Origin of the sequence: Rhizobium halophilum, assembly GCF_021648825.1 — a bacterium.
Taxonomy (GTDB): Bacteria; Pseudomonadota; Alphaproteobacteria; order Rhizobiales; family Rhizobiaceae; genus Neorhizobium; species Neorhizobium halophilum.
On sequence record NZ_JAKJHS010000008.1, the window covers coordinates 69,201 to 94,829 of the forward strand.

Here is a 25,629-nt window from a genome sequence, read left to right on the forward strand (position 1 = left end):
GGCATGTGATGGCGGATTCCGCGTCGGACATTGCCGCGTTTGTAGAGTCGGTCCATCCCTATGATAGCCTGCCACGGGATGAACTGCAGCGTGTGATCCGTCGATTTGAGCCTCGTCGTCTCAAGGGCGGCAGCAAGATCTACGCGCTCAACGAGCATCTCCCGGGCCTCTTCCTCATCATGGATGGAAGCGTCGAAGTCAGAGATTCGTCCGACAGCCTGATTTCGCAGCTATTCCCACGCAATACGCTTGGCGAGAGAGGGCTTCTCGCCGACGGACGTGCGGCAACCAATGCCCGTGCCTTAACCGACGTCTTGCTCCTTATGTTACCAGCCGCCGAGTTCACGCGGCTCATGAGCGAGCACCCCGTCTACAGCCGCTTCTTTACCCGCGGCAAAAGCACCGAGATCCGTCGGAGCGATCTTGCCTTCCGCAAGGTCACCGACCTCATGTCCTCACCGCCAATCGTCTGTTCGCCGGACGACACGGTACAAGAGGCCGCCAGGCTGATGCGTAGCCACCGCGTCTCAAGCCTTTGCATCGTCAAGGAGGGCCGGCTTGTCGGCATCATTACCACCGGCGATCTCACGGCACGCGTTCTCGCGGAGGGCCTAGAGCCTGCACGGACACCTATTTCGGCAGTAATGACGCCTGCTCCAGTAAGCCTTGGAGAGGGGGCCCTGGTATCGGACGTATTCAACCTCATGCTTGAGCGCAGGATCGCGCATCTACCGATCAGTGAAGGTGAGCGTGTCATCGGAATGGTTACTCAGACCGACCTGACGCGCTACCAGGCAACGTCCTCCGCCTCGATGGTCAGTGAATTATCTCGTGCCACGAGTGCGACAGAGATGTCCAAGATAACCGCGCGTATCCCTCATTTGCTGGTCCAACTTGTGGGAGGCAACCACGCACATGAGGTGGTAACACGACTGATAACCGACATAGCCGATGCCGCGACGCGGCGTCTGATCTTGTTGGCTGAGGCGGAGCTTGGTCCACCCCCTGTGCCATATCTCTGGCTTGCCTGCGGCAGCCAGGGACGGCAGGAGCAGACCGGCGTGAGCGACCAAGATAACTGTATCTTCATCGACGACAGCTTTGTCGAAAGCCACCGTGAGTGGTTTGACCGCTTCGCCCGCTTTGTCAGTGATGGCCTCAACACCTGCGGATACGTGTACTGCCCGGGGGACATGATGGCGACCAATCGCCGTTGGTGCCAACCGGTAAAGGTTTGGCGGGAATACTTCCGGCATTGGATAGAGACCCCGGGGCCAATGGCGCAGATGCTGGCAAGCGTCATGTTCGACTTGCGCCCGATTGCCGGGACTGCAGAGCTCTTCAGGGACCTTCAGGCGGAGACACTGGAGCGGGCGAGCCGGAACTCCATCTTTGTTGCCCACATGATCGGCAATTCCTTGAAACATGCGCCGCCGCTTGGCCTATTGCGCGGCTTCGCCACCATGCGGGCGGGCGAGCGTCGCAACCAGATCGACATGAAGCACAACGGGGTTGTTCCGGTAAACGACCTTGGCCGTGTGTACGCTTTGATGGGGCGCCTGACGCCGGTGAACACGCGTGCGCGCCTTTTAACTGCGGAAGAGGCGGCTGTCATCTCCCAAAGCGGCGCCCGGGACTTAATCGCTGCCTATGACCTGATCGCGGAACTGCGCTTGCGAAATCAGGCGGCACAGGTAAAGGCGGGAGCCCGCCCCGATAACTACCTCGGCCCCTACGACCTCGGCGAATTTGAGCGCTCCCACCTCAGGGATGCTTTCGTCGTCGTGCGAACCATGCAATCTGCGCTGGCCAACGGTCGCGCAGCCACATTTTGAAGGAAATCCTGAATGCTGTTTGAGTTGATTGCTGCCGTGGTTGCTGGTGTCGCAATTGCAGGTGTTGCGATGGGGCTACGGTGGGTGTCACGCGACAGGTTGCCTAGATGGGTCGTTCCCGCTGCAGCAGGCCTCGGCATGCTCTCCTACGCAATCTGGAGCGAATATAGCTGGCTCTCGCGAGCACGCTCCGCCATGCCGACTGGTGTCGAGGTCGCTTGGACCAACGAGGACCGCGCGCCGTGGCGCCCGTGGACCTACTATGCGCCCGTTGTCAATCGTTTTACCGCCGTCGATCTTCGAACGGCGCAACGCCACCCCAATCAGCCAGGGCAGGTGATGGTCGATCTCCTGCTTGCCGCGAGATGGCAGCCCTCGGCCCGGGTAAAGACAGTCTTCGACTGTAACAACGGCCGCCGAGCCAATCTTATTGGTGAAGGAATTTCCGTCGCGGAAGACGGTGCGATCACCGGCGCGCAATGGGTTGATCTCGATTCCGCTGATGCCGCGCTGCAGATCGTATGTGGAGCGGAATAGAGCGGCAACTGGACCGGCGCACGGCACCAGCGTAGCAGAGGACGCCCTCATGAGGCGCCTGCCTCGCAATTCTTAATCTGCGGCGACCGTGTTAACCATTTGTTAACCATATCGCCGCTACAGCTTGGTCAACACATTCTTCATCAAGATGACCAAAGTGCTAACTGACGCTCCCACAATCCGCATCAAAGGCCGCTCCTTTCTGGCAGTTGTCCTTTCTCCCGACCTGCCCCTTGACGAGTGGCTCGTACGCTTGGATGACCTTGCTGCTCGCTCGGCCGGTTTCTTCCTGGGGCGTCCGGTCGTCCTCGATGTAACGGATCTCGCGATAGACAAGCTGCAACTGGCAGAACTGGTTGCCGGACTCGGGCAGCGCAACGTCAGGATCATGGGAATCGAGGGTGCACGTCCCTCCATGCTGGGGCCAGGCATGCCGCCGCTTCTAAAGGGGGGGCGCCCCGTCAGCGAAATGGAACAGCCTCCGACTGAGGCAGCTCCCACCGAGCCGAAGCAGCACCCGAAGAAGGCCACTGCCCAGGAGGCGGGATCGCAACCCCAGTCGATCGTGATCAATGAACCTATCCGATCTGGACAGTCCGTCATCTTCCCAGAGGGTGACGTGACAGTGGTTGGATCAGTGGCGTCTGGCGCGGAAATAATCGCCGGCGGCTCCGTCCACATCTACGGGGCTCTGCGGGGCCGTGTAATGGCCGGGTCAGTAGGCAATTCCGGAGCACGCATCTTCTGCCGAAAAATGGAGGCGGAACTGCTGGCGATCGACGGTATCTATCAAATGGCGGAAGACATGGCGCCGGCCCTGCGAGGACAAGCTGTCCAGTTATGGCTTGAGGGCGACATGATCATGGCAGAGACACTTAGCTGAGCCGGGGCGGCCAGGGAAAACAGGAGAGCAGAATGGGGAAGGTCATCGTAGTCACCTCCGGCAAGGGCGGCGTCGGCAAGACCACGTCGACGGCAGCTTTGGGTGCCGCACTTGCGCAGAGAAATGAAAAAGTCGTGGTCGTCGACTTTGACGTCGGTCTGCGCAACCTGGATTTGGTCATGGGTGCCGAGCGTCGCGTTGTCTATGACATGGTCAACGTCATCCAAGGCGATGCGAAGCTGCCGCAGGCCCTGATCCGCGACAAGCGGCTGGAAACGCTCTTCCTGCTGCCGGCTTCGCAGACTCGTGACAAGGACGCCCTCACACCGGAGGGTGTGGAATGGATAGTTGGCGAGTTGAAGAAATACTTTGACTGGATTATCTGCGACAGCCCTGCGGGCATTGAAAGGGGCGCGACGCTTGCGATGCGCCATGCCGACATGGCAGTTGTCGTAACCAATCCGGAAGTCTCTTCCGTCCGGGATTCGGATCGCATCATTGGGCTGCTCGATGCCAAGACGCTGAAGGCAGAACGCGGCGAGCGCATGGAAAAACACCTGCTGCTGACCCGCTATGACGCCAATCGGGCAGAACGGGGCGATATGCTGAAGGTCGACGACGTGCTGGACATCCTGTCCATACCGTTGATCGGGATCATTCCAGAAAGCACGGACGTGCTGAAGGCTTCCAACGTCGGCGCACCCGTCACCTTGGCAGATGCGCGCAGCGCGCCGGCGCTCGCGTACTTCGATGCAGCGCGCCGCTTGGCCGGTGAGACGCTACCCATCACCATTCCCGGTGACAAGCGCAGCCTGCTTGGCAAGATTTTTGGAAGGAAGGCGGCATGAGCATCTTCAGCCATTTTCGCAAGAAGACTTCGGCGCCCCAAGCGCGTGAACGGCTACAACTTCTTCTTGCCCACGAAAGAGCCTCGGCAGGATCGGATCTCGTGGCCATTTTACGCGAAGAGATTCTTGCCGTGATTGCCAAGCATGTCGAGGTCGACGCGGATCGTGTCCAGGTGAGAATGGATCGAGACGAGCACGTCTCCCTCTTGGAGATCGAGGTCGAAATTCCTCTGCCCTCAGCTATGAGAGCCGCTTAGATCGCACGCGAAACAAACTGATGGCCGCCAACACGGCGGTCATCTTCTTTAGTGAAGCGAACTCAGGAGCGCTTCAGCTTCGCCAGCTACTGAACCCAATAGATCGACTGCATCTCCACAGCCCCCTTCGTTCCGGCCGCAGACATGAAGCAGGCACCCACTGAGACCAATGCTTGTCGTGCGTTTACATCACCACTTACCGGTAGGATGCGCCAGCCCCCAACGGCCCACCGTCTCCATCATGTTCTGAAAACGTCTCCATGAGCTCCCCGCTCCTTCCTCGCTACGTAACGGCAGCCCCTGCCGCACAAGGCGCTTTGCGTACCGCGCCTCGAGCGCCTGGTCTGCACAACCGGGCTCTACTCTGCAACTACCGCAGGGCATAAAGGATGCGAATGGTTGTTGAAACCAGCCAGACCGTCAGCCGGCGGACTCGCTCACGTAGAAAGAGCGTAGTTCGCCCTGAACCGACTCCAGGAAAAGAAGCGCCTGTTCGCTGATGTCCTGTTCGGGAAGCCCCACGCGGCGCAAGGCTGCCGCAAACTTCCTCATCTCATCCCGCCAATAACGGTTGGCCTCTTCGCCGTTGAGGTCGCGCAGAGCGAGCGCACAGCGGCGCACATCGACTGATCTGAGGTGGAGTGGGAACTGGACTAACGTCATGTGAACTCGCTGATGGAAACCGAATCGGAAATGAACTGCCAGTTTCAGTCGTGGTTCTTCACAAAACACTAAGGCGGTGCAGAGGAGCCACTGTCGGACCATCGCGCGACTCGCCATGCATCGGCAAGGTTAGGAAAGCGTGAACAGCAGCAACTAGTTCAAGCCTGTCCACAGACCAAGACAAAGCTAATAAGGCTTTGATTACTTCCCTTTAGTCTGAGCAAAACCATGCGACGACCGCGTGCCGTATTGACCATCAGGAGCTAAAATGACGGACCAGGGCAAGACCTCCGACCTTCACGATCGGTTGAACTTCGTGGGGCTCGATGGGGAACAGAGACGCGGTCTTGCCGCCCTGCAGCCGGTTATCGCCAGCTCGATCGAAGGCGCGATCGATACCTTCTACGGCAAAGCCTCGCGCCATCCCCACACCTCCAAATTCTTCGCCGACCCTGCACACATCGATCATGCAAAGAGGCGACAGGCGGCACATTGGAAAGTCATTGCTTCGGGCAAATACGAAGACGACTATGTTAACGGGGTTACGACGGTTGGCCGCGTTCATGCGCGTATCGGGCTTGAGCCCCGTTGGTATATTGGCGCTATGCGATCATTCTTGACGGGATCATTCGCGCGATCATCGAGCAGGAACTAAAGGGCATTCTGCACGGCCGTAAGGCTGAGAAGCTTTCCAAAGATATCACTTCGGTGATGAAGGCTGCACTTGTGGACATGGATTATGCCATCACTGTTTATCTGGATTCGCTGGCAGACGAACGTTCTCGAGTCGAAGCTGAGAGGCAAGCGGAGCGGACGGCACAGTGCGCCGCCCTCGCTTCGCTCGAGAGCGCCCTTGGCTCCTTGGCTGGCGGCGACCTCACTGCGGAGATCTCCGAGGGTCTTGCATCCGATTTCAACGACCTGAAGCAAAACTTCAATTCAGCGGTCCAGGCGCTCGAAGCTGCCATGCGGGAAATCCATCAATCGGTCGCCGAGGTACGCAACCAAGTCGACGGTATCGCTTCGGCAGCGGACAACATGGCGAAACGCACGGAGCATCAGGCATCTGCCTTGGAGGAGAGTGCTGCGGCCATGGAGCAGATCACAGCCATTTCCAATCAATCTGCCGCCCGGGCACGCGAAGTTCAGAGTGTCGTGGGAGAATCTGCGAAGGAAACCGCAAAGTCTGGCCAGGTAGTTGAAGAAGCTATCGCCGCCATGGGCGCTATCGAAGGTTCCTCGCAAAAGATGACCCAAATCATCGGCGTCATCGACGACATTGCTTTTCAGACCAATCTGCTGGCGTTGAACGCGGGCGTCGAGGCGGCGCGCGCCGGCGAGCAGGGGAAGGGATTTGCGGTTGTCGCCCAGGAGGTTCGCGAACTGGCACAGCGTTCTGCGGCGGCCGCCAAAGAGATCAAGGAACTGATTGATCGCTCCTCTGCAGACGTTCGTCGGGGGGTTGATCTTGTTAACCGCACGGGTGAGTCCTTGACGGCGATCGGCCACCGCGTGAGCTCGATCAGTGAAAACATCAACTCGATCACTCAATCAGCACAGGAGCAGGCATCGGGGATAGAAGAGGTCAACTCTGCCGTCCGCAGCATGGACCAGATTACGCAACAGAACGCGGCGCTGATGGAGGAAACCAATGCTTCTGCTCAGAGCCTCTCGCAGATCAGCGGCCGGCTTGCATCGTTGATCGACCGTTTCCGTACCGGCACGGCCAAGCAACAGGCGACGTACTCCACATCCCAAGGGCGACGTGCCGCAGCATGATCGAGGCCAAGACCCTAGTTCAGGGTCTTGTGGCTTCTCGCCGTACCGTCGGTTTTCCGATCTCTTGTGTTTCACCCTATAGCTGCTTAGAACGTGCGCATCGATCAGTTGCAGCATGCCGGAGGGAAAGCCTTGGCCGATGTCGTCGTCCAGCACCCGGACCTTGCGGGCAAAGGGGTCTTGATCAGCGGCGGCGCGACAGGCATTGGTGCAGCTCTGACCGCGGCTTTCGCAGCGCAAGGGTCCAAGGTCTGCTTCATCGACATTGCGGACGAACCCGGCCGGGATCTTGCCAGATCCCTCTCACAATCATCAAGCTACCCTGTCCGCTATCTCCGGGCCGATCTCAGGCAGGTGGACCAGATCCGGCGCGCAGTCGACGAAGCCGCAAGCGCAATGGGGTCTTTGTCTGTCTTGATCAACAACGCCGGTTGGGACGACCGCCATGACATCGAGACCGTCACCGAAGCTTACTGGGACGAAAACCAGGCTGTGAACCTGAAGCAGATGTTTTTCATCTCGCAGGCGGTTCTGCCCCATCTGCGCCAGGCGGCAAACGCAGCCATCGTCAACTTTTCCTCCATCTCCTATCTGCTCAACATGGGTGACCTGCCGTCCTATGCAGCCGCCAAGGCCGGCATCGTGGGCCTGACCAAGAGCCTTGCCGGGCGGCTTGGTCCCGAAGGCATCAGGGTCAACGCCGTCCTGCCGGGAATGATTGTGACGGAGCGCCAGAAGCGCCTGTGGTTAACCGACGAAAGCATGACCGACGTGGTGAACCGGCAGTGCCTGAAGCGGGTTCTGACGGCAGAGGACATTGTCGGCCCCTGCCTTTTTCTGGCATCTGCCGCGGCCGGGGGCATGACAGCTCAAACCATGATCATTGACGGAGGACTGCTTTGACCAAACCCGCCTATGCCGCCGTCGACTGGGGAACGAGCAGTTTCCGCCTCTGGCTGATGGACGCCGAAGACACCGTACTGGCGGAGCGGCGGAGCGGCGAAGGAATGACGGTCGCGGCAAAGACAGGCTTCGAAGAGGTTCTTTCCGCTCATCTCGGTGCGCTCGCGGCCCCTCTGGACTTGCCGGCAATCGTCTGCGGAATGGCAGGCGCGCGGCAAGGTTGGATCGAGGCAGGCTACATCACCGTGCCGGCACCCCTGACGGCCGTGCTGGCGGGAGCGGTTCGGGTGGTTGGACCTACTCGTGAAGTTCACATTCTCCCCGGTCTTGCGCAACGTCACGCCGATGCTCCGGACGTCATGCGTGGTGAAGAGACGCAGCTTCTCGGCGCGCTCCGGCAGGGCGCGGACAGCCAGCAGTTGGTCTGCATGCCGGGGACGCATTCCAAGTGGGTTACTGCAACGGGAGGCGTGGTATCCGGATTTTCGACCTATATGACCGGGGAAATGTTCGATCTGCTGTCGAAGCACTCAGTACTGGCGCATTCGATCTTGGATGCGAAAACCTTCGACCCGGACCAACCCGGCTTCCTCAGCGCCGTCCAAGCAGCCTTCCAAACCCCGCAACGGGCGAGCAATCTCTTGTTTACCATTCGCTCGGGAAGCCTTTTGCAGGATCTTTCCGCGACTGATGCAGCAGGCCGGCTGTCCGGCACGCTGATCGGGCTGGAAATCGCCGGTGCCGTGAATGCTGCCGTAGATATCCCCCTGATCCGGCTGGTTGCGTCCGGCAAGTTGCAGGAGCTCTATGAGAGCGCGTTCTCCCACCTTTCCCTTGCCTTCAAGGCGATTGACGCCGATGAAGCGGTACGGCAGGGACTTGCCGCCGCCGCACACAAGATCTTACTCGCCATGCCCGAGGAACGTTCATGAACCGCATCCCTTTCCCAGACATGAATTATCCGCTGGTCGCCATCCTCCGGGGCCTGCGCCCGGAGGAGACGGAGGGTGTAATCCGCAGTCTGATCGATGCGGGCTTTACCGCTATCGAGATCCCATTGAACTCTCCCGAACCCTTCAAGTCCATTGAGATTGCAGCAAAGCTGGCACCAGCAGATTGCTTGATCGGCGCCGGAACAGTGCTGACGGTGGAGGATGTCAAGCGCCTTGACACGGCCGGGGGCAAGCTCATGGTCAGCCCGAACGTCGAGCCGCAAGTAATCAAGGCAGCCGTGGAACATGGAATGGTGACACTCCCGGGCGTCTTCTCGCCAACCGAAGCTTTGGCTGCCGCGCACGCCGGTGCGACAGGGCTGAAGTTCTTCCCCGCTAACGTCCTTGGACCTGCCGGCATCAACGCTATCCGCGCGGTTCTGCCGAAGGACCTCCTAATCGCCGCCGTCGGCGGCGTCTCCGAGGCCAATTTTGCCGATTACATCGGGGCCGGCATCACCGCCTTCGGGCTCGGTTCCAGCCTCTACAAGCGTGGAATGACGGCTGCCGAGGTTGCCCAGAGGGCTCGGTTGACCGTTTCCGCCTATGACGCAGCTCGAGCTGGCTAAGCCGCACAAGAGTTGTTTTCCGATCCGACTTCCCCTAAACCTGTAATATAGGTTTTGGGAAACGGCAGGACATGCTGTCAAGACGATCCGATACTCCGAGTTCCGATTTTGTCGGCGCCGCCGTTACGGCGATCGCTCAGCTGATTCGTGAGCAGGATCTGAGACCCGGCGACCGCCTACCTGCCGAAGCGGTCCTGTCAAAGGATTTGCAGGTGTCCCGCACGGTTATTCGGGAGGCACTGCGGTCGCTGGCTGCTCTCCGGCTCGTGGAACTCGGAGCCGGCAGGCGGCCAACGGTCGCCGAACTCAACGATGATGCCTTTGGGTTGATGATCGAGCACGGCGTGGTCATTGATCAGATCGACATCCAGCAGATCTACGATGCACGCCGGACCATCGAAGCGCGAACTTCGGCGCTGGCGGCCTTGCGCCGCACGGAGGCGGAGGCGAAAGCAATCATCGCTCATGCCGAAGCGATGGCGGCTGACTTTCATCTGCCGGAAAAGGTGATAGAGCACGACATCGCCTTCCACCTTTCGATAGCCCGCGCATCGCGCAATCCCGTCTTCGCGCTCATTCTGGGCGCCTTCCAGAACGTCACCCGCCAGACATGGCCGATTGGCTGGAGAAGCCGGGCAAATGACGGAGATCGGCAGGCAATGAACGCCCTCCACCATGAGATCGGGCAGGCCATTCTTGCTGGCGACCCTGGTGCGGCCACCGCGGCGATGAACCAGCATTTCGACGTCAGCCTGAAGGCACTCGTTACCGCAGGCCTTATCTAATTCAAAGGATACTCATGAGGATCACCAAGCTTGAAACCATCCGTATTGCGGAGCGCGCTAACCTGCTTTGGGTGCTGGTTCATACGGACGAAGGCATTACCGGCCTGGGAGAGACCTTCTTCGGCGCAGAGACCGTGGAAAGCTACATCCATGAGTACGCTGCGCCGCGCGTGCTCGGTCGCGACCCGTTGCAAATCGATCTCCTTGCCAGCGATCTCGTCGGCTACATCGGCTTCCGCTCATCAGGAGCCGAAGTGCGCGGCAACTCCGCATTCGACATCGCGCTCTGGGACATCTTCGGCAAGGCCGTGAACCAGCCGATCGCCCAGTTGCTCGGCGGCTTCAGCCGCAAGGAAATTCGCACCTACAACACCTGTGCCGGCACCGAATACATTAAGAAAACCACAGGGCAGACCACGGCCAACTACGGCATGACGGGCGGAACTGCCTACGACGATCTGAACGGCTTCCTCCACCGTGCTGACGAGCTTGCCGAATCCCTTTTGGCCGATGGCATCACTGCCATGAAGATCTGGCCCTTCGACGCCGCCGCCGAAAAGACTCGCGGCCAATATATCTCCATGCCGGACCTGAAGCTCGCGCTCGAGCCCTTCGAGAAGATTCGCAAGGCGGTCGGCGATAAGATCGATATTATGGTCGAGTTTCACTCGATGTGGCAGTTGCTTCCCGCCATCCAGATCTCCAAGGCGCTGGGACCCTACAACACGTTCTGGCACGAGGATCCCATCAAGATGGATAGCCTCTCGAGCCTAAAACGTTACGCAGACGCCTCGCCCGCCCCCATTTCGGCGTCCGAGACGTTGGCCACCCGCTGGGGCTTCCGCGACTATCTGGAAACCGGCGTCGCAGGCATCGTGATGCTCGATATATCGTGGTGCGGCGGCCTGTCTGAGGCCCGCAAGATCGCCTCCATGGCCGAGGCCTGGCACCTTCCGGTTGCCCCGCACGACTGCACCGGCCCGGTCGTACTGTGTGCCTCTACCCATCTATCGCTTAACGCGCCCAATGCGCTGGTGCAGGAAAGCGTGCGAGCCTTCTACAACACATGGTATCGCGACCTTGTTACCGCGCTGCCGGAAGTAGAAAACGGGATGATCACGGTTCCGCCTGGCGCGGGACTTGGCATGGAACTTCATCCGGATCTAGAAGAGATTTTTACCGTCAGTCGGCGATTCTCCGACATCGCCGACCTCTGACGGTTGCAGCTTTCCTGGGAGGCACCATTGACTAAAATCGCTTCGGCTGCGGCCGGCTTGGGGACATCTGCAGCCGCAGGGCCGCTCGTAATGCTGCTCGGCATGCTGCTGTTTGCCCTGAACGATGCCATGGGGAAATGGCTGGTCTCCTCCTATGGACTGGGCCAAGTCATTCTGATCCGCAGCGTGGCAGCGCTCATCATCCTGTCTCCACTCCTCTGGAAGGCTGGCATCGAGCCGATCATCCGGGCCGAGCGCAAAGGCATGCAACTGGCTCGCGTGCTCTTCTCGACGGGTGAAGTCTTCTGCTTCTACTACGCGGTCATGTATCTCCCGCTGGCCGACGTAATGACCTTCTGGCTCGCAGCACCCATCTACGTCGCAGCCCTGTCTCCGTTGCTGCTGGGCGAACGCGTCGGCTGGCGACGTTGGACCGCAATCGCGATCGGGTTTGTTGGCGTCATCATTGCGCTTGAACCGTCGAGTGCCATGTTCACTCTGCCCGCGATAATCTCGATCATCGGCAGCGGTGCTTTTGCGTTCATGATGATCTCCGGCCGCTTCCTGCGCGGCACGCCAGATACGACGCTGGTTCTGTTCCAGACTGGCGCTGCCGGCATCGCAGGTCTGATCTTCGCCCCCTTCGACTGGTCCCCCATCCAGTCTCAGACGGATCTTCTGCTGCTGGGCCTCCTTGGGGTCGTTGCGATGTCTGCACACATGCTCGTCAATCGGGCGCTGAAAATGTCGGACGCAGCGACCGTTGCTCCCCTGCAGTACACGCTGCTGCTATATGCGGTGATCTTCGGCTGGATGTTCTTCGGCGACCTGCCACGGGCCAGCATGATGGTGGGTGCCGCTCTTATCGTCGCCTCCGGCCTTTTCATTTTCATCCGCGAGCAGATGCTGAAAAGGCGGATTGAGCCGGAGCCCCTAGAAATCGCCTGATTTAACCGTCCAACAGGAGTAGGTCTAGTTTCTAGGAGGGCCGCCTCCGGCGGCCCTCTTGTAGTCTCAGGTAGCTTTGGGACCGCCTCGCCGCCACGACCAGACACTAAAAAACCCACAGCCCGGAGGCTGTGGGTTCAAGATGAGGACCGCAGTGGTGGTCCTGCTGATCCAGCTTACTTGCGGATTTCTTCGAGCTTCGCGAGAATGTTGTCGACTACGTCAGCGCCGATCTCGTTCTTATGCTTCTCGTACACGACCATCGACTTCTCACGGATACGCTGCTGCTCTTCTTCAGACAGAACGTTCACTTCCAGACCGGCTTCCTTGATCTTCTCCAGCGACTTCTTGTTGAGGTCCTGGATCACCTTACGTTCTTCATCACGACCGACGACTGCGCACTCACGAAGAGCTGCCTGCTCTTCCGCAGTGTAGCTGTCGAAGATCGGCTTGGAGAAGAGGAACAGGAAGGGCGTGTAGGCGTGGTTCGTTTCGGTGACGTACTTCTGCACTTCGTAGAACTTTGATGTGTCGATCGTAACGTAGGGGTTTTCCTGCGCGTCGATCGCGTTCGTCTCAAGCGCCGAGAAGACTTCGCCGAACGCCATCGGCGTTGCGTTGGCACCAAGGTTCTGGAAGGTATCAAGGAAGATGTTGTTCTGCATAACGCGAACCTTCATCCCTTCGAAGTCTTCCCACTTCGTGACCGGGCGAACGGAGTTCGACAGGTTACGGAAGCCGTTTTCCCAGTAAGCCAGGTTAACGAGGCCGGCTTCTTCGAGCTTCTCGTTCATCATGTCACCGAATTCGCCGTCGAGGACCTCGTAGGCTTCCTCGGCATTGGCGAACAGGAACGGCAGGTCGAACACGCCGAGTGCCGGAATGATGCCGACCAGCGGCGAAGAAGACGTCACAACGGCTTCCTGAACGCCCGAACGGAGCGCCTGGGTCGCCTGAAGGTCGCCGCCGAGCGCGCCGCCCCAGAACGCCGTGAGCTTCAGCTTGCCGCCCGACTTCTCGTCGAGGCAGGCCTGCATAGCCTTGATACCGTTGCCGACCGGATGGTCTTCATTGATGCCATTCGAAACGCGGATGTTGCGCTCGTTGAATTGCGCGAAAGCCGGAGCAGCGGCCGAAAGGCCGAAAGCGATGGCGGTCGTGGCAAGAAGTAGTTTTCTCATGGTATTATCCTCCCTAGGATAGGTTGCTGAGGGTTGTGGATCAGTAGAGCCACCGTGCAGGCACGATGACGATGTCCGGAAACAGGACGAGCAGGAGAAGCACCAAGACCTGCGTGACCAGGAATGGCCAGACGCCGATTGTTACCTTTCCAAGTGGAACCCGACCGACGCCGCTGACGACGTTCAACACAACGCCAACCGGCGGCGTCAGAAGTCCGATACAGGTATTCATGATGAACAGCACGCCGAAATAGACCGGGTCTATCCCCGCCTGCTTGATGATTGGCATCAGGACAGGCGTCAGGATCAGGATGGTAGGGGTTAGGTCCAGGGCCGTGCCGACAACCAGCACAAGCGCCATGATCACGAACATCAGCAGCATCGGCCGGTCGATCAGCGGCGCGATGTAGCCAGTGATTTCCGCCGGAATGTTTGCGGCCGTAATCAGCCAGGCGGAAACAAGCGCCGCGCAGACAAGGAACATGACCACAGCGGTTGTCTTCGCCGCGCGCAGGATAACGCCGGGCAAATCGCGTGGCGTAAGTTCACGGTAGATCACCATACCGACAAACATGGCGTAGACCGCGGCCACCACGGCGGCCTCCGTCGGTGTAACGACGCCGGCCTTGATGCCGCCGAGAATGATGACCGGCATACCCAGCGCCCAGAGCGCCCGGCCTGTTGCGTGCAGCCGAACCTTCGCCGTCGTCTTCGGTAGCGCCTGGACGTTGTCCTTACGTACGACAATCAGCCAGGTCACAACCAGGGCGATGCCCATCAAGAGGCCCGGCACGATACCAGCCATGAAAAGCTGGGTTATCGACACATTGGCTGAGACGCCGAAGACGATGAACGCCATGGAAGGCGGGATGACGGGCGCGATGACACCGCCGGCAGCGATGAGGCCGGCAGAGCGCGGCACGTTGTAACCGGCTTTCGCCATCATCGGGATCAGGATCGCCGCCAGCGCCGCTGTATCGGCTGCCGCCGATCCAGAGATACTTGCCATAATGACAGCCGCCATGATGGCCACGATCCCCAGACCGCCACGGATATGTCCGACGCACGCGATCGCAAAGTCGATGATGCGGCGCGACAAGCCGCCGGCATTCATCAGCTCACCGGCAAGAATGAAGAACGGAATGGCGAGCAGGGTGAACGTGTCGGCGCCTGCGATCATGTTCTGCGCGATGATTTGCGTGTTGAACATGCCCATGTACCACATGAGCATGACGCCACAGAACATCAGAGAAAACGCTACCGGAACGCCAATGGCCATAGCGCCGAGAAGTGAGGCAATAAAGACGCCGAGGGTCATTAATTACGCTCCGCCAGATGATCGACCGACATGTTTTCACCGGCGAATGCTGCAATTTCTTCCTCGGTCACACGACCGGTAACCAGACGCACAAGCCGCTCCAGCGCAATGAGCACGACGCCTGCGCCCGTAAAGAAGCCGATGCCATAAACCCAGATCATCGACAGCTTGGTCACTGGCGCCGTCATGGAGGCGTTAATCGGGTACTGCTTCCACGTGCCCCAGAAGAAGATGGCGGAGACGCCAATGATGATGATGTTGGACAAGATCATGCAAATGATGCGTCCCCTGCGCCCAAACAGCATCACGAGCGTTTCCACGCCCACGTGGGAATGTTCACGGAAGGCGACAACTGCGCCGATAAAGGTGAGCCACACGAAGAAGTAGCGCGACAGTTCGTCTGAGATGTTGATGCCAGAATTGAACCCATACCGTAGCACGACATTCAAGAACACCATCACCGCCATCGCCGAGAGCAATAGGATGAGCAGGAGTTCCAGACATTTGTAGAAGAGATTGACAGCTCTTTGCATTGGCTCCTCCCGCTTCGCCTACAACAGCGCGCGTTGTGCTAAGTTCTTCATCAGCGCAGCAATGCCGAAGGTCCAGCGCGGGCAACGATTGCTGTGCTCGACCCAGTTTATAAGCCGCCCGAGTTGCGGCGTCGATATTTCCACCCGATCGCCAATCTCGTGGGTGAAGCCCAGGCCCGCACCACGGCGATCCTTCACAGGTGCAAACATCGTGCCGAGAAAGAAGACAACCCCGTCGGGATACTGGTGATTGTCGTTCAGGAGTTGCGACACGAGATCTTCCGGCGTACGGCTGATTGCAGCGAGCGGGCTGACCCCGGTCATTGTGAAGCCTTCAGCTCCTTGTACTTCCAGCGCGATCTCGGCCTTCTTGATGTCTTCGAGGCTGAATCCTCCATCGAACAGGCGGATGAAAGGCCCTATCGAGCAGGAAGCGTTGTTGTCCTTGGCCTTGCTCAGCAGCAAGGCAGAGCGACCTTCGAAATCACGAAGGTTGACGTCGTTGCCGAGAGTGGCGCCGATGATTTTGCCGGTGGACGTTACCGCAAGCACGACTTCCGGCTCAGGGTTGTTCCAGTCCGACTTGGGATGGATGCCGATCAGGGCACCGCAACCGACCGAGGACATGGGCTGTGCTTTTGTGAATATCTCTGCGTCCGGTCCGATGCCAACCTCGAGGTACTGCGACCAGAGCCCAAGCTCCTGAAGCAGGTTCTTGACCTCGGCAGCCTTCTCGGATCCGGCGACGAGACCCCTGAGATTGTCGCCAAGAACCGGCGCCAGACGCCCCCGAATCTCTTGCGCCCGCAGAGGATCACCCTTTGCCTGCTCCTCGATGACGCGCTCGAGCATGCTGTCTGCAAATGTAACGCCTGCAGCTTTGATGGCCTGAAGGTCAGCGGGAGCAAGAAGTTCGCCGGCTGCGCCATCAAGAAAATCGTCAAGCGGGCCGAGATCGGCAAATTGATCAGCATCGTTGAGATTAGAAATGAGTTCTTCTAGTTCCAGAAGGCTCGACAGCGTTGGCGAGAGGGACGACAAGTCCCGCAGCCGCCCGTCCTTGAGCAAGACCGGGCACGGACCCCCGGCCTCCTTCGACCAGACGCGGCCCACTAGAAGTGCCTCGTCCATGTCTTGGGGCAGGATCGACTGCGCGCTCAACACCTTCTGAGAATTCACTAGTTTCCTCCCCGGCAGACAATGCAATCGCCCTGATTGTCAGGATGTCTGACAACAAAAGTGCGCTTTTCTAGTATGACTTTTCTGAACTGTCCAGACGTCGCGTGCCGATGTGGAAAAAACTGCGTGACCATACAGCCGTCATTTTTCGTCCCGAAATGTTTCCAGCGTAAGATCCAAACGCGACGCCGCCTGCGTAAGATGACTGCGCATTGCAGACCGAGCCTCCACAGGATCGCCACTGACCACAGCGTCGCGAATTACGACATGCTCGGCAATGGTAACTTCCACGATTTCCTCAAGCACGGCATTGGCCCGAGCAGTCTGAATGGCGAGACTGATCCGCTCCGCAATGAAGCCGGTGAACAACGGGAAATATTCGTTTTGCGTTGCAGTTGCCAGCGCCCGATGAAACGCCAGGTCCGCGACGATTCCCTGCTCCGTCCACTTCTCCGCACCGGTCATCTGTTCGAGCGCCTCATCCAGGCGCGCAAGATCTTCTGAGGTTCGATGAACGGCGGCCAGCCCCGCGGCTTCGATCTCGAGCGGAATACGCAACTGGTACAGATTGTGGAATGCGATCCGATCCGTCGGGTCGCCGTGCTCAATACGCAGAGACTGTCGGCGCTCGAACTCGGTTGCGAACGCGCCGACGCCCTGCCGCGTCTCGACGAGCCCCTCGTTGCGCAATTGTGCGATAGCTTCGCGGACGACAGAACGACTGACGCCAAAGGTCTTGGCAAGTAGATGCTCGGTCGGAAGCTTCTCCCCCGCAGCGATACGACCCTCCAGTATCTCTCGTCCGATCTGTGCAGCAATCCGCGTCGGCAAATGTTCACTTCGCCGGATCTGATTGAAATCAGCAACGACCACGTCCGCCCCTCCCTTGGCTTTGCACCTACTTCTACGAGTTCAGCACAAAATTCAATTGGCAGCCGGGGTTCATCATCTGATCGGGATCGATGGCCAGTTTGATCGCTGTCAGCAACTGGCGGCGCACCGGCGACAGGCGTTCCTCGAAGTCTCCGCGCTTCAAACGTCCGATGCCGTGTTCGGCACTAATGCTGCCCTGGTAGCCGTCAAGAATAGCGTTGATAGCGGCCTTGGCCTTATAGATCTGTTCCATCCGTTGTTCCGCGGTGGACCCGGCCGTCGGCAGAACGTTCAGGTGCACATTCCCGTCACCCACGTGACCGTAGGAGACGCAGGTAGCGCCAGGCACAGCCACCTCGACCGCCGCTTCTGCATCAGCGACAAAAGAGGCAAGCTGAGACAGCTTAACCGATACATCTGTCCTGAGGTGCATTCCCCGCTTCGCCTGCCCCTCGTTCATGCCTTCGCGTATCAGCCACAGATTGCGTGCCTGCGCCTGCGAGGCCGCGATGGTCCCGTCGACCACTATGCCCTCCTCCATAACCGCCTCCAGGAACCGCCCCATCAGATCGTCGATGTCGACGAGACCCGAACCGGAGATCTCCATCAGCACGTAGGCGGGATAGTCTGCAGCGATGGGGATCGGAAGGTCGGGCATCGCCTCCTTCGCCAACGTGAAGGCGAGCGGCGGCATGAACTCGAAGGCCGACATGAGGTCACAGCAATCCCGCCGCGCGCGGCGGAAAAGTTTGATGGCGTCGTCGAGGGATGAGAGCCCTAAGAGTGCGGTTGCGACCTGATCGGGATAGGGCGTCAGCTTGACGGAGACGGCCGTGATGATCCCGAGCGTCCCTTCCGCTCCGATGAACAACTGCTTGAGATCGATCCCGCGATTGTCCTTGCGCAAGGTCGATAGGCCATCAAAAATACTTCCATCCGGCAGAACGACCTCAAGCCCGAAGATCAGTTCGCGCGTCATTCCATAGCGCAGCACGTTGATGCCGCCCGCATTGGTAGAAACATTGCCGCCAATCCTGCACGTTCCTTGCGCCCCAAGGGCCAACGGGAAGAACATGCCTTTTTCCGCAACGGCATCTTTGAGTTCGGACAAAATGCACCCCGCCTCGACGACGGCGGAGAAATCATCGGCATCGATCTGCCGGATCTTGTTCATCCGTTCGAGGCTGAGGACCACTTGATTCTGATCTGCGTCGGGTATCCCGCCGAGAACAAGCCCGGTGTTGCCGCCCTGAGGCACGATCGAAAGCCCGAGTTCGCGGCACAGCTTGACGGCCTCCGCCACCTGCTCCGTCGTGCGCGGTCGCAGCACCGCGACCGCATCGCTCGTCACGTCTCCATGCCAATCGCGACAGTATGGGATCATCTCGTCGCGCGCGCTCAGCACAATGTCGTCGCCCAATCTTGCCCGCAACGCCACACGCCATTCACCCACCGATGCACTTACTGTCGATGCCATACCCAAAGGCCCTTCTCCTGCGTCAACTTGCACCCCGTACCCCTTGAGCTTCGTCTGCCGTCGCTGAAATAGCTATTTCCAAGCCGAGCATATAAAGTTATCAGACAACCTTACAAGGTGGATTTTTCCTGCCTCAGCGGCTCATGCGCGATGGCAGTTTCAGCGGAGGAGTTCTTCATGCACATCCTGATTATCGGCGCCGCAGGCATGGTCGGTCGCAAGCTCACCCAGCGGCTCGTCGCCGACAAGGTGCTCGGCGGAAAGCGCGTGGAAAAACTGACGCTGGTAGATGTCGTCATACCAGACGCTCCGGCGGGGTTCACAGGCCAGGTTGACGCTCGAGAAAGCGATCTGTCCGCTCCGGGAGAGGCCGAAAAGCTCGTCGCCACTCGGCCAGATGTAATCTTCCATCTTGCTGCGATCGTTTCGGGCGAAGCGGAACTCGATTTCGATAAGGGTTACCGGATCAACCTGGACGGCACGCGCTACCTGTTCGATGCGATCCGACTTGCCCACAATCAGGATGGCTACAAGCCACGCGTTGTCTTTACCTCTTCGATCGCCGTTGTTGGCGCTCCCCTGCCCTTCCCGATCCCGGACGAGTTCCACCTGACCCCGCTGACGAGCTACGGCACGCAGAAGGCGATCTGCGAACTGCTGCTGTCTGATTACAGCCGCCGTGGTTTCTTCGACGGCATTGGCATTCGCCTGCCGACGATCTGCATCCGCCCTGGAAAACCGAACAAGGCAGCCTCCGGCTTCTTCTCGAATATCCTGCGTGAACCACTGGTGGGGCAGGGAGCTGTCCTTCCCGTGTCCGAAGATGTTAGACACTGGCACACCTCGCCGCGGTCTGCGGTCGGGTTCCTGATTCACGGCGCTACGATTGACCTCGACAAGGTGGGGCCGCGCCGCAACCTATCCATGCCTGGCTTGAGTGCCACTGTCGGAGAGCAGATAGAGGCCCTGCGCCGGGTGGCCGGCGACAAGGCGGTTGCACTGATCCGCCACGAGCCCGACGAGATGATCATGAAAATGGTAGCTGGATGGGCGCCCGGATTCGAGGCGAAGCGCGCAACCGAGCTTGGCTTCACTGCCGAAAAATCGTTCGATGAAATCATCCGCGTCCACATCGACGACGAACTCGGAGGCAAGCTCGCATGAGTGGTTCAAAGAAGCAACAGATCGCTTTCCTCGGTACTGGCCTAATGGGCGCCCCGATGGCGCGCTGTCTGCTGAAGGCAGGTTTCCCGGTGACGGTGTGGAACCGTGACCTGTCGAAGGCAGCGCCGCTTGTCTCGGAAGGGGCAAGGCAGGCGCAGTCGCCGGCTGATGCTGTCACGGGCGCCGACGTTGTCTTCACCATGCTGACCAACGGTGCCGCTGTCGCTGATGTCTTGTTCGCCAAGGGTGTCGCCAATGCCATGGCAAAAGGGGCAATCCTCGTCGACTGTAGCTCGATTGCGCCGCCGGTCGCACGCGACCACGCGGCGAGACTCGCAGAACATGGCATCCGCAATATCGACGCGCCTGTCTCTGGCGGCACGGCTGGCGCATCAGCTGGAACGCTTGCGATTATGGCAGGCGGCGATGCGGCGGATGTGGATGCGATCAGGGACGTCTTCGCAGCCCTGGGGCGCGTCACCCATGTCGGTCCGAGCGGGGCAGGCCAGATTTGCAAGCTCGCCAACCAGCAGATCGTCGCAGTCACCATTGGCGCTGTTGCCGAAGCGATGATCTTGGTTGAGGCCGGCGGCGCTTCGCGTGCCGCTTTCCGCGATGCCATCCGTGGCGGCTTTGCTGAAAGCCGGATTCTGGAGCTACACGGCGGCCGTATGATCGAGCGCAATTTCGTGCCGGGCGGCGCCTCCGCCAATCAGCTGAAAGACCTCGACGCCGTGATGGCAATGGCGGAGGAACTCTCCTTGACGCTGCCGCTGACCAGCCAAGTTCAGCAAGAGTTCCGCGACTTCGTCGATCATGGCGGAGCGGACCAGGATCATAGCGGCCTTCTCCTGCACCTCGAGAAGCTCAATTCACACCACCGGGAATGACCATGAGCACCGATACGACAAAGACACGCCGCCTGCGCTCCCAGGACTGGTTCGACAATCCCGACCACATCGACATGACTGCGCTCTACCTCGAGCGCTTCATGAACTACGGCGTCACGCCTGAGGAATTGCGTTCAGGCAAGCCGATCATCGGGATCGCCCAGAGCGGCAGCGACTTGACCCCTTGCAATCGGGTCCACGTCGAACTGGTCAAGCGCGTCCGTGACGGCATCCGCGATGCTGGCGGCATTCCGATCGAATTCCCAACCCATCCCATGTTCGAGAACTGCAAGCGTCCGACGGCGGCGCTCGACCGCAATCTCGCCTATCTCAGCCTGGTTGAGGTGCTCTACGGCTACCCACTCGACGGCGTGGTGCTGACCACCGGCTGCGACAAGACCACCCCTTCTGCCTTGATGGCGGCATCGACCGTCGATATCCCCGCCATCGTCCTCTCCGGTGGCCCCATGCTGGACGGCTGGCATGAAGGCGAGCTTGCAGGCTCGGGCACCGTGATCTGGCGTATGCGGCGCAAATTTGCCGCTGGCGAGATCGATCGGGAGGAGTTCCTCCAGGCAGCGCTCGACTCTGCTCCGTCGGTTGGCCACTGCAATACCATGGGTACGGCCTCGACCATGAATGCGCTGGCTGAGGCGCTTGGCATGTCGCTTACTGGATGCGGCGCCATTCCGGCAGCTTATCGCGAAAGGGGCCAGATGGCCTATCGCACGGGCAGGCGAGCCGTCGAAATCGTCTGGGAGGATCTGAAGCCTTCCGACATTTTGACTCGCGAAGCATTCCTGAACGCGGTGCGCGTCAATTCTGCCATAGGCGGTTCGACCAATGCCCAACCGCATCTAGCAGCCATGGCGAAGCACGCCGGCGTCGACTTGTACCCTGACGATTGGCAGGTCCACGGGTTCGACATCCCGCTCCTCGCGAATGTTCAGCCCGCCGGGAAGTACCTCGGCGAGCGCTATCATCGCGCCGGCGGAACGCCAGCCATCATGTGGGAACTGCTGCAGGCGGGCAAACTCGACGGAAGCTGTGCGACGGTCACCGGCCGGACTGTGGCCGAGAACCTGAACGGTAAGGAAGCCACTGATCGTGAGGTTATCTTCCCCTACAGCCAACCCTTGAAGGAAAAGGCCGGCTTCGTCGTTCTGAAAGGCAATCTCTTCGATTTCGCCATCATGAAGACGAGCGTCATTTCGGACGGCTTCCGCCAGCGATATCTCCAGGAGCCGGGTCGGGAAGGCGTGTTCGAGGGCAAGGCGGTCGTCTTCGATGGTTCGGAGGACTATCATCACCGGATCAACGATCCAGTGTTGAACATAGACGAGAACACCATCCTCGTCATCCGCGGCGCCGGCCCGCTGGGATGGCCGGGATCTGCCGAGGTCGTCAACATGCAGCCACCGGATCACCTCTTGAAGCGCGGCATCACCAGCTTGCCTACGATTGGTGACGGTCGTCAGTCGGGAACGGCAGATAGCCCCTCGATCCTCAACGCATCCCCGGAAAGTGCAGCCGGCGGCGGTCTAGCCTGGCTTCGCAGCGGCGACATCATTCGCATAGACCTCAACGAGGGTCGCTGCGACATGCTGGTCGAGCCTGAGGAAGTCGAGCGACGCCGCGCGGACGGCATCCCAGCCGTCCCGGCGGATGCCACGCCTTGGCAGCGGATCTACCGCAAGTCTGTGACGCAGCTGTCGGATGGTGCGGTCTTGGAAGGGGCAGCGGACTTCCGCCAGATAGCCGCCAAGTCGCCACCACGACACAACCACTAGCAACAAGGGAGCGGCAGCATCAGCGGCTGAACAGGGTCTTCACGAGAGTCCTGTAAGCCAGGACCTGCCGCTCTAATTGCCCCGGATCCTTCAGCGCCTTCGCCATGATGATGGCACCGTCGAAGATACAGGTGAGCGCTCTGGCGAGGTCCTCAAGTGCGATCGGCTCCCGCGGGGGATAGACGGCAGCGATGTCCTCGATATAGCCAAGAAACCGGGCATTCCACCTGAGGACGGAACTGGTGTTGAGCTCAAGGACCTGCGGATCGAACAAGCGCTCCTGGTAGCAGATGGACGCGACGAGGCAGCCGGGATGGCCGCCCGGCAGGTCGCGGCTGAGCTCCGACAGAAGCTTCAATGCGAGCAGGAAACGCTGCAGCGGATCATCCGTCAGTTCGGCAGCGCGACCGAAGATCTCATCGAAGACGTCGTCATTCTCCGCCACATAACGCCGCAGCATCTCGCGCGCCAATTCGTTCTTGTCGCGAAAATGGTAAAAGAAGCCACTCTTGGTGATCCCCGCCTCGGCGATGACCTCCTCGATCGAGGTGGCGGCGAAGCCCTTCGCAAGCACCGACGCCTGTGCAATCTCGAGTATCCGCTGCCGCGTCCGCTCGCCCTTCGACGGCTTTTCGTTCGACAGCAACTGGACCGGCGGTACGGTTTTCCGTTGTTCGGTGAACTGTCCCGCCAGGCTTTCTGCCGGTCCTGGCATTCCAGCCTCCTATGAATTCATCAGCTTAACGATTCCGACGCAGCTTGACCGCAAGTCTTCTAGATCGAACCACGGTCTTTCAACGAAAGCCTCTGCGGCAACGAACTCGGGTGCCGAGAAACCATCGCAACGATACCACAGGAGGACACCATGGCCAAATACAGGAGCCAGCTACCACAGATCATCGATAGCCTTTTTCTTACTGACGGCGGACTGGAGACCACGTTGGTCTTCCATGAGGGGCTAGACCTTCCCTGCTTCGCGTCGTTTCCGTTGCTCGCGAACGAGGATGGGCGCGCAAAACTGAGCAAGTACTACGAGGAATATCTTCGCATCTCGCGCGACAGCGGCCTGGGCTTCATCCTCGACACGCCCACCTGGCGCGCAAACCCGGATTGGGGGCGTGAGCTTGGCTATGATGCAGCCGCGTTGGCCGACCTGAACAGACGCTCCGTCGCCTATATTTCCTCCCTGCGCGATGGCTGGGAGCGGCCGGGGCAGGAAATTCTCCTGAACGGCGTCATCGGGCCGAGGGGCGACGGTTACAAGGCCGGACGCATGACCGCCGAGGAAGCAGAGGATTATCACGCGCTACAGATCAGCGTCTTCGCAGAAACCGAAGCGGATATGGTGAGCGCCATCACCATGAACACCGTGGAAGAAGCCATCGGCATCGCGCGTGCGGCAAAGAAGAGCGGCATGCCCTGCGTGATTTCCTTCACCGTCGAGACGGATGGACGCCTGGCAACGGGCATTTCACTGCGCGAAGCGATTGAGGAGACGGACGCTGCGACCGACGGAAGCCCGACCTACTACATGATCAACTGTGCCCATCCTTCGCATTTCGAGGATGCGCTGAGCCGCGGCGAACAGTGGGCAAAGCGGATCGGCGGGCTTCGCGCCAATGCGTCAGCCAAAAGTCATGCCGAACTGGACGAGGCGACGGAGCTCGACATCGGCGATCCCTTGGATCTGGCACAACGCTACCGAAGCCTGCGTGGCAGATACCCTTCGATGCGCGTCATCGGCGGATGCTGTGGTACTGATCATCGCCATATTCAGGCAATGTGCGACGTCTGCCTCCCGCGGGCAGCAGCGTGAGGAGCATGGAGTGGCTTCCAACTCATTCGTTGCCGCCCTCGCCCGCCTGCGCGACCGCTGGTCCGGTGGCACAGGCGGCAGGAGGACGGAACCCAACGTTTGCCTGTCACAGCTGACAGCCCGGCAACTGCTTGATGAGCACCTGCTGCGCGACATTGGCTTTCGCCAAGACCGATGGACCAGCCGGCGCAGCAAGACGTTTCTGGACGTCTGATCCGGAGACGGGCAAGGAGACCTATCTCTTCGCAAGGATGCTTGCGAAGAGGATTGGCCAGCACTGCCTCGCTAGATAACGGCGCTCATGCCGCCGTCGACGTAGATGATCTGGCCGTTTATGTAGTTAGAGGCATCGGCAGCGAGGAAGACGGCCGCACCGACAAGCTCCTCCGGTTTGCCCCAGCGACGTGATGGTGTACGCCCCTTCACCCAGCTGTCGAAGTCCGGATTGTCGATCAGCGCCTGGTTCATGTCGGTCAGCATGTAGCCGGGCCCGATTGCATTCGCCTGAACCCCGTACTCGGCCCATTCGGCGGCCATCGCCTGCGTCAGAGTCTTGATGCCACCCTTTGCCGCCGTGTATGGCGCAACGGTCGCGCGGCCGAGGCCGCTCATCAGTGAGCCAATGTTGATGACCTTGCCACGCTTGCGCGGCAGCATCCGCTTGGCCGCTTCCCTCGAAACGAGGAAGGCACTGGTCAGATTTGTGTCGATGACGCGCTGCCAGTTGGCGCTATCGAGTTCGACGATCGGCTTGCGATACTGAATGCCAGCATTGTTGACCAGGATTTCGATCTCTTTGTCTGCCGCATCGAGTTGTTCGAACGCAGAAACCACCGCCGCTTCATCGGTCACGTCGAACGCAGCAGTGGCAACATCGAAACCTTGTCCACGGAGTGCCGCTGCAGTTTCCTCCAACCGCGCCTCATTCACGCCATTAAGCACGATGGAGGCACCAGCCTCAGCAAGTCCACGCGCGATCGCGAGACCGAGACCGCGGGAGGAACCGGTTATGAGCGCGGTTCGGCCTTCGAGGCTGAAAAGGGGGTTGTTCATGAAGCTGATCTCCCGATGCAAATGATGCGATGGTTTCCTTACGTGTCAGGATCCATGCGTGTCTAGCGAACGGGAACGCTATAATGATCGGTACGAGCTTGCGACACAGATCTATACGGCTCGTGCCGGGGAGAACGGC

Annotated in this window: 27 protein-coding genes; 18 read left to right on the top strand and 9 right to left on the bottom strand. The window is 59.7% G+C overall.

All coding sequences use genetic code 11. The annotated features are described in order from the left end of the window. Window positions 1–8: 8 nt before the first annotated feature. The 5 genes from LXM96_RS15345 to minE all read left to right on the top strand — a co-directional run bounded on the left by LXM96_RS15345 (window position 9) and on the right by minE (window position 4,360). The gene (locus LXM96_RS15345; RefSeq protein ID WP_239999433.1) at window positions 9–1,835 is read left to right on the top strand and encodes a DUF294 nucleotidyltransferase-like domain-containing protein; all 1,827 of its coding nucleotides are present in this window, start codon (window positions 9–11) and stop codon (window positions 1,833–1,835) included. A gap of 12 nt (window positions 1,836–1,847) precedes the next feature. Then, entirely contained in the window at window positions 1,848–2,372 is a 525-nt protein-coding gene (locus tag LXM96_RS15350; protein ID WP_239999434.1) for a hypothetical protein, read from the top strand. Between the two features lie 148 nt (window positions 2,373–2,520). Then, window positions 2,521–3,255 carry a septum site-determining protein MinC gene (gene minC, locus LXM96_RS15355; RefSeq protein ID WP_239999435.1) on the top strand — a complete coding sequence of 245 codons (735 nt, stop codon included), beginning with the start codon at window positions 2,521–2,523 and terminating at the stop codon, window positions 3,253–3,255. Window positions 3,256–3,287: 32 nt separating this feature from the next. After that, entirely contained in the window at window positions 3,288–4,103 is an 816-nt protein-coding gene (gene minD / locus LXM96_RS15360; protein ID WP_239999436.1) for a septum site-determining protein MinD, read from the top strand. Then, the gene (gene minE / locus LXM96_RS15365; protein ID WP_239999437.1) at window positions 4,100–4,360 is read left to right on the top strand and encodes a cell division topological specificity factor MinE; all 261 of its coding nucleotides are present in this window, start codon (window positions 4,100–4,102) and stop codon (window positions 4,358–4,360) included. The genes minD and minE overlap by 4 nt, the downstream gene beginning before the upstream one ends. Before the next feature lie 420 nt (window positions 4,361–4,780). On the opposite strand, the gene LXM96_RS15370 is transcribed toward minE, so the two are convergent. After that, window positions 4,781–5,023 (bottom strand): DUF6074 family protein, encoded by a 243-nt coding sequence (locus LXM96_RS15370; protein ID WP_239999438.1) that lies wholly within the window; start codon window positions 5,021–5,023, stop codon window positions 4,781–4,783. Window positions 5,024–5,291: 268 nt separating this feature from the next. Between LXM96_RS15370 and LXM96_RS21995 the strand changes: the two genes are divergently transcribed. From LXM96_RS21995 to LXM96_RS15405, 8 genes are all read left to right on the top strand, one after another. Further along, window positions 5,292–5,678, top strand: a complete 387-nt coding sequence (locus LXM96_RS21995) for a protoglobin domain-containing protein (RefSeq protein WP_317208256.1) — start codon at window positions 5,292–5,294, stop codon at window positions 5,676–5,678. 437 nt (window positions 5,679–6,115) lie between these two features. Beyond that, on the top strand, window positions 6,116–6,802 hold the full coding sequence (locus tag LXM96_RS22000) for a methyl-accepting chemotaxis protein (RefSeq protein ID WP_449619158.1): 687 nt from the start codon (window positions 6,116–6,118) through the stop codon (window positions 6,800–6,802). A 132-nt stretch (window positions 6,803–6,934) separates the two neighbouring features. Next, entirely contained in the window at window positions 6,935–7,705 is a 771-nt protein-coding gene (locus LXM96_RS15380; protein WP_239999439.1) for an SDR family NAD(P)-dependent oxidoreductase, read from the top strand. Further along, window positions 7,702–8,637 carry a 2-dehydro-3-deoxygalactonokinase gene (locus tag LXM96_RS15385; protein ID WP_239999440.1) on the top strand — a complete coding sequence of 312 codons (936 nt, stop codon included), beginning with the start codon at window positions 7,702–7,704 and terminating at the stop codon, window positions 8,635–8,637. The genes LXM96_RS15380 and LXM96_RS15385 overlap by 4 nt, the downstream gene beginning before the upstream one ends. After that, window positions 8,634–9,266, top strand: coding sequence for a 2-dehydro-3-deoxy-6-phosphogalactonate aldolase (locus LXM96_RS15390; protein ID WP_239999441.1), 633 nt, complete (start codon window positions 8,634–8,636; stop codon window positions 9,264–9,266). The genes LXM96_RS15385 and LXM96_RS15390 overlap by 4 nt, the downstream gene beginning before the upstream one ends. Before the next feature lie 71 nt (window positions 9,267–9,337). Beyond that, complete coding sequence (locus tag LXM96_RS15395; RefSeq protein WP_239999442.1) at window positions 9,338–10,051, top strand: FadR/GntR family transcriptional regulator; 714 nt, start codon at window positions 9,338–9,340, stop codon at window positions 10,049–10,051. Window positions 10,052–10,065: 14 nt separating this feature from the next. Next, window positions 10,066–11,268, top strand: a complete 1,203-nt coding sequence (locus LXM96_RS15400; protein WP_239999443.1) for a mandelate racemase/muconate lactonizing enzyme family protein — start codon at window positions 10,066–10,068, stop codon at window positions 11,266–11,268. A gap of 90 nt (window positions 11,269–11,358) precedes the next feature. After that, the gene (locus LXM96_RS15405; RefSeq protein WP_239999560.1) at window positions 11,359–12,216 is read left to right on the top strand and encodes a DMT family transporter; all 858 of its coding nucleotides are present in this window, start codon (window positions 11,359–11,361) and stop codon (window positions 12,214–12,216) included. A 176-nt stretch (window positions 12,217–12,392) separates the two neighbouring features. Here LXM96_RS15405 and LXM96_RS15410 read toward each other — a convergent pair whose 3' ends face one another. The 6 genes from LXM96_RS15410 to LXM96_RS15435 form a co-directional block, all read right to left on the bottom strand. Further along, on the bottom strand, window positions 12,393–13,397 hold the full coding sequence (locus tag LXM96_RS15410; RefSeq protein ID WP_239999444.1) for a TRAP transporter substrate-binding protein: 1,005 nt from the start codon (window positions 13,395–13,397) through the stop codon (window positions 12,393–12,395). Between the two features lie 40 nt (window positions 13,398–13,437). Further along, a complete protein-coding gene (locus LXM96_RS15415; RefSeq protein ID WP_239999445.1) occupies window positions 13,438–14,715 on the bottom strand; it encodes a TRAP transporter large permease in 1,278 nt (425 codons plus the stop codon). Continuing rightward, complete coding sequence (locus LXM96_RS15420) at window positions 14,715–15,248, bottom strand: TRAP transporter small permease (protein WP_239999446.1); 534 nt, start codon at window positions 15,246–15,248, stop codon at window positions 14,715–14,717. The genes LXM96_RS15415 and LXM96_RS15420 overlap by 1 nt, the downstream gene beginning before the upstream one ends. Before the next feature lie 18 nt (window positions 15,249–15,266). Further along, a complete protein-coding gene (locus tag LXM96_RS15425; RefSeq protein WP_394801975.1) occupies window positions 15,267–16,379 on the bottom strand; it encodes a fumarylacetoacetate hydrolase family protein in 1,113 nt (370 codons plus the stop codon). 189 nt (window positions 16,380–16,568) lie between these two features. Then, on the bottom strand, window positions 16,569–17,300 hold the full coding sequence (locus LXM96_RS15430; protein ID WP_239999447.1) for a FadR/GntR family transcriptional regulator: 732 nt from the start codon (window positions 17,298–17,300) through the stop codon (window positions 16,569–16,571). A 31-nt stretch (window positions 17,301–17,331) separates the two neighbouring features. Next, entirely contained in the window at window positions 17,332–18,777 is a 1,446-nt protein-coding gene (locus LXM96_RS15435; RefSeq protein ID WP_239999448.1) for an FAD-binding oxidoreductase, read from the bottom strand. Between the two features lie 177 nt (window positions 18,778–18,954). Here LXM96_RS15435 and denD point away from each other — a divergent pair, with 177 nt between their 5' ends. The 3 genes from denD to LXM96_RS15450 are packed head-to-tail and all read left to right on the top strand — an operon-like array spanning window position 18,955 to window position 22,621. Then, a complete protein-coding gene (gene denD, locus LXM96_RS15440; RefSeq protein WP_239999449.1) occupies window positions 18,955–19,941 on the top strand; it encodes a D-erythronate dehydrogenase in 987 nt (328 codons plus the stop codon). After that, a complete protein-coding gene (locus LXM96_RS15445) occupies window positions 19,938–20,831 on the top strand; it encodes an NAD(P)-dependent oxidoreductase (RefSeq protein WP_239999450.1) in 894 nt (297 codons plus the stop codon). The genes denD and LXM96_RS15445 overlap by 4 nt, the downstream gene beginning before the upstream one ends. 2 nt (window positions 20,832–20,833) lie before the next feature. Then, window positions 20,834–22,621: an IlvD/Edd family dehydratase gene (locus LXM96_RS15450; RefSeq protein WP_239999451.1), complete on the top strand. Its 1,788-nt coding sequence runs from the start codon at window positions 20,834–20,836 to the stop codon at window positions 22,619–22,621. 19 nt (window positions 22,622–22,640) lie between these two features. Here LXM96_RS15450 and LXM96_RS15455 read toward each other — a convergent pair whose 3' ends face one another. Further along, on the bottom strand, window positions 22,641–23,336 hold the full coding sequence (locus LXM96_RS15455; protein ID WP_239999452.1) for a TetR/AcrR family transcriptional regulator: 696 nt from the start codon (window positions 23,334–23,336) through the stop codon (window positions 22,641–22,643). A 150-nt stretch (window positions 23,337–23,486) separates the two neighbouring features. Between LXM96_RS15455 and LXM96_RS15460 the strand changes: the two genes are divergently transcribed. Next, window positions 23,487–24,437 carry a homocysteine S-methyltransferase family protein gene (locus tag LXM96_RS15460; RefSeq protein ID WP_239999453.1) on the top strand — a complete coding sequence of 317 codons (951 nt, stop codon included), beginning with the start codon at window positions 23,487–23,489 and terminating at the stop codon, window positions 24,435–24,437. A 10-nt stretch (window positions 24,438–24,447) separates the two neighbouring features. Further along, a complete protein-coding gene (locus tag LXM96_RS15465; protein ID WP_239999454.1) occupies window positions 24,448–24,651 on the top strand; it encodes a hypothetical protein in 204 nt (67 codons plus the stop codon). A gap of 71 nt (window positions 24,652–24,722) precedes the next feature. On the opposite strand, the gene LXM96_RS15470 is transcribed toward LXM96_RS15465, so the two are convergent. After that, window positions 24,723–25,490: an SDR family oxidoreductase gene (locus LXM96_RS15470; protein ID WP_239999455.1), complete on the bottom strand. Its 768-nt coding sequence runs from the start codon at window positions 25,488–25,490 to the stop codon at window positions 24,723–24,725. Window positions 25,491–25,629 lie beyond the last annotated feature (139 nt).